We start from the raw sequence: 11,922 nt of genomic DNA on the forward strand, positions 1-11,922 counted from the left end.
GGGCTTCCTTTTTGTCATTCAGATGTGATGACCCCCTGCCATTTTCCATATTATTTTTTTGTCGAAAATGTGAGGTAATTACGGTTTGCTTTCTGAATATAGCACTGTTCTATGCTTAAATTTCAACAACTATTTTTTATCTATTTTCTCAAAAATAACTTTGACAATTTCTAAACCAGTTTCATTATCTTTTTTGAGGATAAAAAAATCGCCTGCATAAGCAGGCGATTTTACGGAATAAAATATCAACCGAAGATTATTCTTCGTCACGTAAAGGTACAATCAACATATCAATATGAACGGTGTTAATAAGCTGGCGGGCTGAAGACATCAACTTACTCCAAAAATCCTGATGGTGACCACATACAACCAGATCCATATCGTATTGTTTAATCGCATCCACAAGGACTTGACCTAAATCACCACTGCCACTCAACGTTTCCTGAATAGGATAATCTGCACCCGCAGACAGTTCTTTCAGGGAATTACGCGTCTCATCCGCGATACGCTCCTGCATATCGCCAAGATTTACGTCAATCAGGCCGGTATAAAGATCAGAGTAGTTAACATCAACATGGATCAGGGAAACTTTGGCATTGTACGGTTTCGCCAATGATACAGCTTTTTCCACCAAAATCTGACTTTCTGGAGATAAATCAACCGCAACAAGAATATGTTTGTAAGCCATAAGAGCTCCTTCCATAACGTCATTTAAATGGATTGGCAACATTAAACGCCATGATTCGATGTCTATACTATAACCGCTCAATGTGTCTTTTGAGTGTTGTTTTGATCACAACTTATTGTTTTACTTTCAAACCAGCCACAATAGCGGATTATATCCCTTACGATAATACCCGCTGAACACTGTATTTTTAACTAATATTTAATATAGTTATTATTCAAATAAAAACGTTTCCGGTTGGTTTCTTCTTTTGCTGGCAGCTATTGCTACCACGATCAGGAGGGGGAAGTATGTTCAATACCACTGCACTATTTTGGGCAGTTTGCCTTATCTGCATTATTAACATAATGCGCTATTTTTCTTCGCTCCGTGTACTTCTGTCAATTTTACGTGAGACAGATCCAATGCTGTATCAAGCCGTTGATGGGAATGGTTTTTTTAAAGCTAATGGTCAATTCAATAAGCAAATGCGGCTCGTGCGTTATATCAATTCACAAAGTTATATCAACCATCACGACCCAGATGTCGTCTTGCTGTGCGAAAGGATGAGGAAACAATTTATATTGACAGAAATACTCTGTGGCGTTGTTATGCTATGTCTGGTAGCGATGATGATCTGAGATAAAATAAAAAAGGTTGGCTTGCAATAACGAGAAGCCAACCTTTTTTCTAAAACATCATTAGATCAGTTTCAGGGCGATCCAATACAATACACCTGACAATGCAATGGAAATCGGCAGCGTCAAAACCCACGCTAACATGATATTCTTGATGGTCTTGCTCTGCACACCACCACCATCAACCAGCATCGTCCCTGCTACCGCAGAAGAGAGCACTTGTGTCGTGGATACTGGCATCCCCGTATAGCTGGCAACACCAATAGAAACCGCCGCAGTCACCTGTGCAGAAACACCTTGGGCATAAGTCATGCCTTTTTTGCCAATCTTCTCACCGATAGTCACAGCAACACGTTTCCAGCCAACCATTGTGCCTAAAGACAGGGCAAGAGCCACGGCAACAATGATCCATAATGGCGCATATTCCACCGTACTTAGCAGATCTTTACGCAATTTATTCAGGAAACGTGCATCTTCAAGGCTGGTTTCTGGCAGTTTAGCCACAACGTTGGTCGTATCAGCGGCGCACATCAACATGCGGCGCATACTGTTACGTTGATCCGGCGTTAATTCGTTGAAATTTTGGATACTCGCCAACATGCTTTCAGCCTTGTTCAGCACTGCCAATGCGCGTGAACTATCGCAATGGAACGTCATATCTAGCTGATCTTCAACAGAAGAAACGGCTGGATTCAGTTCAATCGCATGAGTTAACGCTGGCGCATGTTGCCCATAATACTGCTGCAAGTGGACAACGGCATCACGAGTGCGGGCAATATCATAACTGGTTGAATTCATATTGACGACAAATCCCGCAGGTGCGACGCCAATCAGAACCAGCATAATCAAACCGATACCTTTCTGACCATCATTCGCGCCGTGGGAGAAACTCACACCAACAGCAGAGAGGATCAGGGCAGTACGTGTCCAGAATGGGGGTTTACGTTTGCCATCCTGTTTTTCACGCTCAACAGGCGTCATATGGATACGACGACGTTTTTTTGTACCACTCCAATAGCGACGCAGTAAAAACACCATCGCTCCGGCAATGATCAGGCCAACAAGAGGAGACAGGATCAAGGACATGAAAATCTGTATCATCTTCGGAATATTCAACGCATCAACCACTGAAGAACGGGTTACTATCGCATTAGTCAGGCCGATGCCGATAATAGAACCAATCAACGTATGGGAACTGGATGCAGGAATACCGAAATACCACGTACCTAAATTCCAGATGATCGCCGCCAGCAGCATGGAAAAAACCATAGCCAAACCGTGAGCTGAACTGACATTTAGCAGAAGATCCGTAGGTAGTAGATGCACAATCGCATAAGCGACACTTAACCCACCAAGGAGAACACCCAAAAAGTTAAAAACCCCTGCCATCACAACAGCAAGCTGTGAACGCATTGCCCGGGTATAAATAACAGTTGCTACTGCGTTTGCGGTATCATGAAACCCATTGATGGCTTCATAGAAAAGCACAAACAACAGAGCAAGCACTAACATAAGGCCGGTATAAAATTCCAGGCCAGTAAACAGATGTAGCATAAACGTTAAGCCAGTTAGTAGGACATGACGCGCGCATTATCAGTGACAAATGGTAGCGGGAAAAGAGAAATATGACCTTTTTTTGATTTAATGATGGTCAAATGGCATAAAAATTCTTGCATTTGTTAATTATATCAAATAGTTATTTAATTTTAATATTTTACTATTTTTTTGATGAAAAATAATTTATTACCGTAGAAAGTTAAACCAAATGCCTATTTTTCTCCGTAGTTCGTGAACAGAGTCCTCACAATGCAGTGAATTCCCACAATTAACTCGGCCAAAAGAGACAAATGAATGGAAAAATTTGATGTAGTTATTATTGGTGCTGGCGCTGCTGGCTTATTTTGTGCTGCACAAGCGGGGCAAGCTGGATTAAACGTTCTGGTACTGGATAATGGCAAAAAAGCTGGTCGCAAGATTTTGATGTCCGGTGGAGGGCGCTGCAATTTTACCAACATGTATACCGAACCGGCGGCCTACCTTTCCGTCAATCCCCATTTTTGTAAGTCAGCACTTGCTCGCTATACCCAATGGGATTTTATTGATCTTGTACAGCGTTACGGTATCCCTTACCACGAAAAAACCTTGGGACAGCTTTTCTGCGACAACTCAGCCCAACAAATCATAGACCTGCTTTTGCAAGAGTGCGAAATAGGACAGGTAACGATCCAATTGCGCAGTGAAGTGACTCATGTCGAGAAGAAAGAGCAGGGTTTTGTCATTACTGCGGCAGGAAGAAAGGTAAGCGCACACTCACTTGTTGTGGCATCCGGTGGTTTGTCCATGCCGGGCCTGGGAGCTTCTCCTTTAGGTTACCGTATCGCGGAACAATTTGGACTCAACATCCTGCCTACACGTGCAGCATTAGTTCCCTTTACTTTGCATAAGCCATTACTGGAACAACTTCAAACCCTTTCCGGTGTCTCGGTTCCCTCTGTTGTGACCGCAAAAGATGGTACTGTATTCAGGGAAAATATTCTGTTCACCCATCGCGGTCTTTCCGGTCCGGCTATTTTGCAGATTTCCAGCTATTGGCAGCCTGGTGAGTATGTGAGTATTAACTTACTTCCTGACACAGATTTCGGGCGTTTTCTGGATAAGGAACGAGAATCTCATCCCAATCAGAGTTTGAAAAACGCACTGGCTAAATTATTACCCAAACGTCTGGTGGAATGTTTACAGTCTCTTGAGCAATTACCGGAACTGCCCCTGAAACAACTTAATTCAGCACAGCAAAAAGCGCTAATCACCACCCTGCAATCCTGGCAGGTGCAACCCAATGGTACGGAAGGTTATCGTACAGCGGAAGTGACTCTTGGCGGCGTGGATACTCACGAGTTGTCATCAAAAACGATGGAAGCTCATAAGGTGAAGGGACTGTACTTTATTGGTGAAGTGGTCGATGTAACCGGTTGGCTTGGTGGGTATAACTTCCAGTGGGCATGGAGTTCGGCGTGGGCTTGTGCGCTGGCTTTGGTGTTGGACAGAACAACACCCTAAATACTCATACAGCAGTTTGATATTCAGGGTGAAGTTTTGGGATAGCTATTGGATCAAATTAGAAATGATAACCAACACCCACTGTCCACGTTCCTGTTTTAGCCTGGCTTAAATCAGAATATTCGTAGGCAACATCAACAGCTACACTTGATATCGGGTTAAATTGTAATCCTGTGCCGTAGGCAACCGCTGTTTTCTTTTTACTTACACTTGGTTGTGCAGTCAGACGAGCTTTACCTTCAACTTTAGCTGCACCAATCAAGGCATAGGCGCTGACATATTCATTAAAGCGATATGTCGGACCAGCCATCAATGATCTATAAGTAATGTCCCCATTACCAACTGATAACTGCCGATTACCTGGATGATAGTAGTTAATTTCTAGTTTAGTTTGTGTGACCGAACTGATAAAGCCCCAATTATCATTAATCTCATAACGGTATTTCAGGTTGAGACCTCTTGGATCCTTATCCAGATCCTTCATATTTGATTCACTTCCCTCAATTTGCGCCTTCATATCGCTTTGGGCGTAGCCTAATGAAAGGGTGTGTTTGCCACTTGCATGCGCTGTCAATGAAGAAACAGATAACCCCGCAATGATAGCTGAAGTCAATAGCGCTTTTTTCATTATAAGTATCTCTTTGTTATATAAATCGCACAGAAATATACTTAAATTTCAAAAAAACACAACGTAAAATATAACCCAACAAAAATAATTTACATAAAATAATCACAATTGATTACTATCTTTTACACCGCATGTTATGGCGATACGTTTATACCAATCTCACTTCAAGATGCATGTGATTTCTTCCCTCTACGCGGGGGAGATATAAACAATCCCCAATTGACGGTATCTTTACTTTTAATTTCCGTATGGCGAAGCCAGATCTTTTTGAATATTAAATTCGCTTTAATTTCTTAAATTATCGCTAAAATAGGTGTTTTCCCTAATCTATTCACACACCAAAAGAAACTTAATTCCATCACACATAATAATAAATAATAAGACGGATGTATTAAATAATGATTGAATTAAAGACAAAACATTAGACAAACAGTTTGATTATTATCGCTTTGTTTGAAATAATGCGCTCCGCAAACGCAGGACTGACATAAACTGTAAGACGGAAAAAAACATCTACCATTATCCGAAATAACACTGTTTATAAAAAATTACTACTGTCAGATCCAATTTATCATCCTCCAACAACGCCCAAATAATTAAATTAAAACAGACGCCAAATTAATTATTTCAATTAATAATTGCGGTCTATCAAAAATAATTACACCCAACCTAAGAATCAAATATTAATTAAGATGTTTTAATTAATAATTCTTTATAGCTGTTACTGAAGAATGAGTGTTGATATGCAAAACTTACCTCACGTCAAAGCACTGTGTGCTATCACACATCCTTACCGTGCTTGTACCGAATATGACGCATTATTTAATAACGCCATGTGCGAACTGACACTTTATCACTGCGAACATACTCCTGGTTACGCGCAGTGGCTGGCAGATCATGGTTTGGATAAACAGGCGCTAATGACCCTGGATGATTGGTCAAATCTGCCTTTGCTCTTTGCCAATTATTTCAAACGTAACCTGATACTCAGCGACAGTGCACACGATGCGCTGGAACTGACGTCCTCTGGAACCACCGGACAAAAAAGCCGTATGCGCTATGATGATGTCAGTATTGCGGCAGCCCAGCATATGGTGGACTGTATTTTTGACTATTATGGCTGGAATACCCCTGATCAACCCTGTAACTACCTGCTGCTGAGCTATGAACCCGCAGGTGCCGTCACTTTGGGTACAGCCTACACCGATCAATTCCTGTGTAAATATGCGCCGGTAAATCGGGCTTATTATGCTTTGCGCCATAACGGACAAGGTAATGAATTCGATCCCTTTGGTACTATTACGGCACTCCAGCAATTTGCCCAAGATGGATTGCCAGTGCGGATTTTCGGTTTTCCTGCCTTTTTGTGGTTTACCCTGCAAAGAATGGCGCAGATGGGACTACCGGCACTAAAATTACATCCTGAATCGCTGGTTTTCCTCGGCGGAGGCTGGAAAACACATGCCGATAAATCCATTCCTAAAAAAGAACTATATCAACGAATAACCGAACAATTGGGTATCCCTGATATTCGCTGTCGTGATGGTTATGGTTCCGTTGAACATCCAGTTCCTTATGTTGAATGTTCTCACCATCATTTCCATGTTCCAGTTTACGCCCGTGCCTATGTGCGCCATACCACTAACTTAACCTGCCAACCTTACGGGAAACCGGGTTTTCTGCATCTTACCTCACCTTATATCACTTCCTGCCCAGCCCACAGCATCGTTACAAGTGACCTGGCTGTACTGCATTCCGGTGAAAGCTGTGGTTGTGAACTTGAAACAGATTGGTTTGAACTGCTTGGCCGCGCTGGCACTAGCAAAAGCCGTAGTTGTGCGATTGCCGCTTCAGAATTGATTAAGAGATCTTGATATGTCTTCCGTAAAAACCATTTCCGTAAAAAATATGAATAATCCGATTTATTCAGAGCAATTGGAAAGACAAGAAATCGCTAAATTGCGTGAGCGTTTACCTGATTTGCTGGCACACCCCCATACTTCTGAGCAGGTACTTGATTGCGCGCAACGCTTTGCCGAATATCTTTCCAATCTGGGTGAACATCCCTTGTTTAATACCCAAATCAGGGAATCGCTTATCGCTTTTTGCCAACGTGAAGCACTGGAAGCCAAACTGGAGCGGGAACTTGGGCAAAACGCTTTTTCACTGCGTCGATTCGATTATAACCAGAACCGATATGAAACTTGGAAGCCATTGGGCCTGGTCGTGCACATTACGCCTTCCAATGCTGACCTTCTGCCCTTTATGGCCGTGATAGAGAGCTTGCTGGTGGGGAATATTAACTGGTTACGCCCAAGCAGTAACGACAACGGGTTTAGTGCAAAATTGCTGGCAGAATTTTTAGCCCATAATATTTCAGGTGAGTTAGCTGATCGAATAGCCGTCTTACCGTTGCCAGTGACACAATTGGCAGAGCTGTTCGGTCAGGCTGATGCGGTTTCTGCCTGGGGCAGCGATGCTTCCCTGACATCCATTCGTGCTCAACTCCCCGCAGGTTGCCGCTGGATAGATTGGGGGCACCGTATCAGTATTGCCTGGTTAAGCCCTGACGCCGCCGATGATACCCAATTGGATGCATTGGCTGATGATATCTGTCGTTATGACCAACAAGCCTGTTCCAGTCCGCAATGTTTGCTGGTCGATAGCGATGATCCTGAAGTTTTACAACATATTGGACAACGCATGGCGGCCGCCTTGCAACGCCGTGCCGGATTGTATCCAGCCCTGAAACCGGATATTCAGGAAGCGGCTGAAATTACGACGCAAACGGCTTTCCAACAACTCGATTTTGCGTTTACACAGGTACGCGGTGAAATCTGGCAAGCCGACGGCTGGCGAGTGATATGGCGACACGAAAAAGAATTAGCGGCGTCTCCCTTATTCCGCACATTGCAGATACGCCCTGCTCCGCGTCAACATTTGTGTTCTATTTTGCTGCCCTGGCGTCACTATCTACAAAGCTGCGCTTTGATTACCCGTCAAGAGCATATCACCGAAATGAGCCATACCCTGTTTGCTGCGGGTGTCAGCCGAATCACTCCGGCGGGGCAGATGCATAATGGCTATCATGGTGAGCCACACGATGGCGTCTACGCACTATCACGCCTTACCAAGCGAGTATCTGTCAGCCTTGCGCCTGGTTTAATGGCAGGGTGCGCCCACCTTGATGTACCTCCCTCGCGTCCACGCGGATTAGAAAACCGGCCTGTCATGAATAAAGCAGATTTCCAGGCGCTGGTTCCTAACGATAAGGCTCGCCTGTTTTTTCGCAGTGGTGGCAGCAGTGGTACGCCTAAGTTGGCTGCTTATAGCTACCATGATTACCACCGGCAGATGCAGGCCGCCGCCGATGGCGTATTCGCCTCAGGGCTTGAACCTGCAACCGATCGCGTCATGAACCTGCTGTATGGCGGGAAATTATACGGTGGCATGATGAGCTTCTTCACCATTTTGGATAAATTGGGCGTGACACAATATCCAATGGGTGGCCCTACTGATAATGATTTTAGTGAAATCGCTGATTTTATCGTACATCAACGCATTAATACGCTGGTGGGTATGCCAAGCACGATACATCGGTTATTTCTAAATGAAGAAACCAAACTACGCCAATATGGTGGTATTCGTAAGCTATTACTGGGGGGCGAACACCTCAATATAAACCAGCGAAACTTCCTGACCAGCTTTGATATTACCCTGATACGTTCAACTATTTACGGTTCAGTCGATGCGGGGCCAATGGGTCATGCGTGTGCAGCCAGCGAGGACGGTGTTTTCCATTTAATGGCGGATACTCAATGGCTGGAAATTCTCAATATAGAAAATGATCAACCCGTGGCAGAGGGTGAAACAGGTCGTCTGGTATTCACTTCCCGCCACCGTGAAGCACAACCCATCCAACGCTACGATTTAGGGGATCTCGGTTGCTGGATTAATCAACCTTGTTCTTGTGGCCTGACTGCACCACGTTTCCGACTTAAAGAGCGCCACGGTTCCCTGTTACGTATAGGCAGTATTTTTTTCAATCTTGCTGATTTGTCTGAACAATTGGCATTACCCGTGCAATGGATAATCGACCATAACCGTGATGGTGTCGATAACATTCAGCTATGGGTTGATCATGTCGATCCCCACACTGTGCGCCAAAATTTATTGAAAGATCCCAAAATTGCCGAGGTTATTGCAGGAAACCTGCTGAATTTAGCCGTTATTTCCACTTCAAGTGCAGATTTTCACCGCAATGAACATAGTGGGAAAATACCATTATTCATCGACTTGCGTAAATATTAATTGAGTAAAATTAAGATGATGACCAAAACAACATTAACTGATTTGCTCCATCATGCACGCGAGCATTCTGCTTATTACCGAGAACACTATCAGTCCATCCCCGATAATTGGGTTTTGGAAGATTTACCTCTTGTGAAGCCTAACCATTATTGGGCACATTCAAACGACTTACCAACTTGGCCTGTGCTGACTGCACCGCTGGAAGGCGGTCATGTGTTTAAAACAGGTGGCTCAACCAGCGATGGGAGGTTGTCGGTTTTCAGCCAGCAGGAATGGAAAGCATTTATTCATTCCTTTGGCCAAGGCATTGCCCGCCAATTAAAAGCCGGAGATCGGGTGGCGAACCTGTTTTTTGCTGGCGATCTTTATACCAGCTTTATATTCATCCACGGCGCATTATCGAATGCCCTCATCCCGATATTGGAATTTCCTTTCACCTGTAAGGTTGAAGATGAATTGCTGATTAACAATATTCGTCTTCACAACATTAATGTGCTGGCAGGTGTCCCCGTGCAGTTAATCCGCCTGGCTCACTATTTGAAAGAGAGGAGACAAACATTACCGATGGTGGAAACCATTCTCTATGGTGGAGAAAGTTTGTTTGATTCACAGGCCGCTATCATACAACAAGTTTTTCCTCACGCCCGTTTAGGTTCAATCGGTTGTGCCAGTGTCGATGCGGGTTTGATTGGTTTTGCTGATCCAGACTGCAAACAGGGTGAGCATCGCGTATTTTCCGACGAAACGATTATCGAAATCGTCGATGAAATCACTTACCAGCCCATTACTGTGCCAGGGAAACGTGGCTTGTTAGTTGTCACTAACCTGCAACGACAACTTATGCCTGTGATCCGCTATCCTACTGGTGATATGGCTTGCTGGTGCGAGCCAGAACAGCCAGGCCGTAAATTTGCCCTGCAAGGACGTGCTAATCAAGGCTATCGTATACGATTTGGCACCCTATCATTATTCCCTGACGACTTGGCAACACAGCTATCACAACAAACAGAACTTTTGGCCTGGCAATTGGAGCTAAACCAGAAAGAAGGACAAGATCAAATCCGATTGTTGGTAGCAAGCCTGCAAACTGTAGATATCGACAGAATACGCCATCGGGTTATGGCCGCATTTCCAGGCTTAGAAGAGGCTTGTAGACACCAAAATATGCTGGAGATCGTGCAAACCAATATTGATAGCATGGCTACGCACCCACGATCAGGAAAATTGCAGCGAGTTGTGGATCTACGTCGTTATAACTAAGGTTGAAATCGATGACTATCTTCCAATCCACCATTCAGATCCGCAACTATCAGCCAGGGGATGATAAAAAGATCAGCCAATTATTCCGTGAGGTTTACGGCGATTCGTATGTCTATCCTGACATTTATCTGCCAAGGCTCATCAATGAACACCAAACTACAGGGCAATGGTACTCTGCCTTGGCATTCCATCAAGGTTTGCTTATTGGTCATGCTTCTTTGGTTAAAGATACGATACAGAAAAATCAGGCAGAACTGGCGCTGATTGCTGTGTATCCTGATTTTCAAGGTCACGGTGTGGCTAAGTCTCTGGGCAGTTATTTATGCAGCTATGCGAAAGAGCAAGGCTATAATTTATTGACGATGAAACAGGTATGTTCACACCCTAAAAGCCAGTACATCGCCCAAAATTTAGGTTTCTATTCTACGGCACTGATGCTGGATTATGTTGATTCGCCATTTGGACTGCCAGAGCCAGAAAGTATTGTTCAAGGTATTTTGCCGCTCAAATCATTGCCATTACCTAAACTAAACTGGCCTCAGCCTTGGCAAGGCTGGGTCGCCCAGGTCAGTCAATATGTCGGTGAATCATCCCTAAATGCACCATCAGTGTGTCGGCTCCCCATGATCTCTGAGCCATTTAGCATTAAAAAATCCGGCCGACGTTTGGAAATCACACTATACGAAGTGCATACTGACTTTTTATCGGAGATCATCGATCTTCCTTCTGGCCAGTTAATCTATTTGAAACTGCCAGCGTGTGAAAAAGCTCTGGGATTGTGCTCATTGCTGAAAAAAGGCGGATTTCGATTCGCCGGGCTTTGCCCGGACACGCATGATGGGTGGTTTTTGCTGTGGCTACGGGGCTACCAAGTAACGCCCTATCAATTTCATGATATGGGCACTCAACGTCTCTATCAGATGGAATTGGGGGGTTAATTAACCATACAACTGACATGGCAAAAAGCGTATCTTAAGCAATATCTCAACTTTGATTAAAAAAACGCTTTACAAATGATATTGAGAACGATTATCATTCTTAGCACTTTCAGTGCACCACCTTCAGGGTCCATGTGAAAGTACGACATTGCTCACATTGCTTCCAGTGTTTACTTTTATAGGCCAACTTTATGTTGGCTTTTTTTTGCCCTGACATTGCGAAATATATCATAGCTCCTGGAGATACCCTTAAATGGCGTTATGACCAGCCCAAACGCCACTTTTTACTCCGATAGGAAAACTTGACCTGTCTCCCAATAATTCATAAAAATTAAAGAAAAAACAATTTAGTCCGATAAAATATTAACTTTAAATAAAAAGGAGTTATTAAATGAAATATGATCTTCGCTTAAGAACATGGGTTGA

9 protein-coding genes are annotated in these 11,922 nt (G+C 43.8%); 6 read left to right on the top strand and 3 right to left on the bottom strand.

Annotated elements, in window-relative coordinates:
* Window positions 1-256: 256 nt before the first annotated feature.
* Window positions 257-688 (bottom strand): universal stress protein UspA, encoded by a 432-nt coding sequence (gene uspA, locus IQ209_RS11500; protein WP_193851432.1) that lies wholly within the window; start codon window positions 686-688, stop codon window positions 257-259.
* A 287-nt stretch (window positions 689-975) separates the two neighbouring features.
* On the opposite strand from uspA, the gene uspB reads away from it, so the two are divergent.
* Window positions 976-1,305, top strand: coding sequence for a universal stress protein UspB (gene uspB, locus IQ209_RS11505; protein WP_193851433.1), 330 nt, complete (start codon window positions 976-978; stop codon window positions 1,303-1,305).
* A gap of 60 nt (window positions 1,306-1,365) precedes the next feature.
* Here uspB and pitA read toward each other — a convergent pair whose 3' ends face one another.
* Window positions 1,366-2,856: an inorganic phosphate transporter PitA gene (gene pitA, locus IQ209_RS11510; RefSeq protein WP_193851434.1), complete on the bottom strand. Its 1,491-nt coding sequence runs from the start codon at window positions 2,854-2,856 to the stop codon at window positions 1,366-1,368.
* 297 nt (window positions 2,857-3,153) lie between these two features.
* Between pitA and IQ209_RS11515 the strand changes: the two genes are divergently transcribed.
* Window positions 3,154-4,359 carry an NAD(P)/FAD-dependent oxidoreductase gene (locus tag IQ209_RS11515; RefSeq protein ID WP_193851435.1) on the top strand — a complete coding sequence of 402 codons (1,206 nt, stop codon included), beginning with the start codon at window positions 3,154-3,156 and terminating at the stop codon, window positions 4,357-4,359.
* Window positions 4,360-4,417: 58 nt separating this feature from the next.
* Here IQ209_RS11515 and IQ209_RS11520 read toward each other — a convergent pair whose 3' ends face one another.
* Window positions 4,418-4,987, bottom strand: coding sequence for an Ail/Lom family outer membrane beta-barrel protein (locus IQ209_RS11520; RefSeq protein ID WP_193851436.1), 570 nt, complete (start codon window positions 4,985-4,987; stop codon window positions 4,418-4,420).
* 743 nt (window positions 4,988-5,730) lie between these two features.
* Here IQ209_RS11520 and IQ209_RS11525 point away from each other — a divergent pair.
* From IQ209_RS11525 to IQ209_RS11540, 4 genes are read left to right on the top strand one after another with little or no spacing between them, the layout of a single operon-like run.
* On the top strand, window positions 5,731-6,861 hold the full coding sequence (locus tag IQ209_RS11525) for an acyl-protein synthase (RefSeq protein WP_193851437.1): 1,131 nt from the start codon (window positions 5,731-5,733) through the stop codon (window positions 6,859-6,861).
* A 1-nt stretch (window position 6,862) separates the two neighbouring features.
* Window positions 6,863-9,298 (top strand): acyl-CoA reductase, encoded by a 2,436-nt coding sequence (locus IQ209_RS11530; protein WP_193851438.1) that lies wholly within the window; start codon window positions 6,863-6,865, stop codon window positions 9,296-9,298.
* Between the two features lie 15 nt (window positions 9,299-9,313).
* Entirely contained in the window at window positions 9,314-10,558 is a 1,245-nt protein-coding gene (locus IQ209_RS11535) for a phenylacetate--CoA ligase family protein (RefSeq protein WP_193851439.1), read from the top strand.
* An 11-nt stretch (window positions 10,559-10,569) separates the two neighbouring features.
* Window positions 10,570-11,496, top strand: a complete 927-nt coding sequence (locus IQ209_RS11540) for a GNAT family N-acetyltransferase (RefSeq protein ID WP_193851440.1) — start codon at window positions 10,570-10,572, stop codon at window positions 11,494-11,496.
* Window positions 11,497-11,922: the final 426 nt, after the last annotated feature.

The sequence above is a fragment of the Xenorhabdus sp. BG5 genome (assembly GCF_015163665.1).
Classification (GTDB): Bacteria; Pseudomonadota; Gammaproteobacteria; order Enterobacterales; family Enterobacteriaceae; genus Xenorhabdus.

Excerpts from the sequence above, each read along its gene's own strand:
- uspA (WP_193851432.1), bottom strand. The coding sequence starts at position 688 with ATGGCTTACAAACATATTCTTGTTGCGGTTGATTTATCTCCAGAAAGT.
- uspB (WP_193851433.1), top strand. The coding sequence starts at position 976 with ATGTTCAATACCACTGCACTATTTTGGGCAGTTTGCCTTATCTGCATT.
- pitA (WP_193851434.1), bottom strand. The coding sequence starts at position 2,856 with ATGCTACATCTGTTTACTGGCCTGGAATTTTATACCGGCCTTATGTTA.
- IQ209_RS11515 (WP_193851435.1), top strand. The coding sequence starts at position 3,154 with ATGGAAAAATTTGATGTAGTTATTATTGGTGCTGGCGCTGCTGGCTTA.
- IQ209_RS11520 (WP_193851436.1), bottom strand. The coding sequence starts at position 4,987 with ATGAAAAAAGCGCTATTGACTTCAGCTATCATTGCGGGGTTATCTGTT.
- IQ209_RS11525 (WP_193851437.1), top strand. The coding sequence starts at position 5,731 with ATGCAAAACTTACCTCACGTCAAAGCACTGTGTGCTATCACACATCCT.
- IQ209_RS11530 (WP_193851438.1), top strand. The coding sequence starts at position 6,863 with ATGTCTTCCGTAAAAACCATTTCCGTAAAAAATATGAATAATCCGATT.
- IQ209_RS11535 (WP_193851439.1), top strand. The coding sequence starts at position 9,314 with ATGATGACCAAAACAACATTAACTGATTTGCTCCATCATGCACGCGAG.
- IQ209_RS11540 (WP_193851440.1), top strand. The coding sequence starts at position 10,570 with ATGACTATCTTCCAATCCACCATTCAGATCCGCAACTATCAGCCAGGG.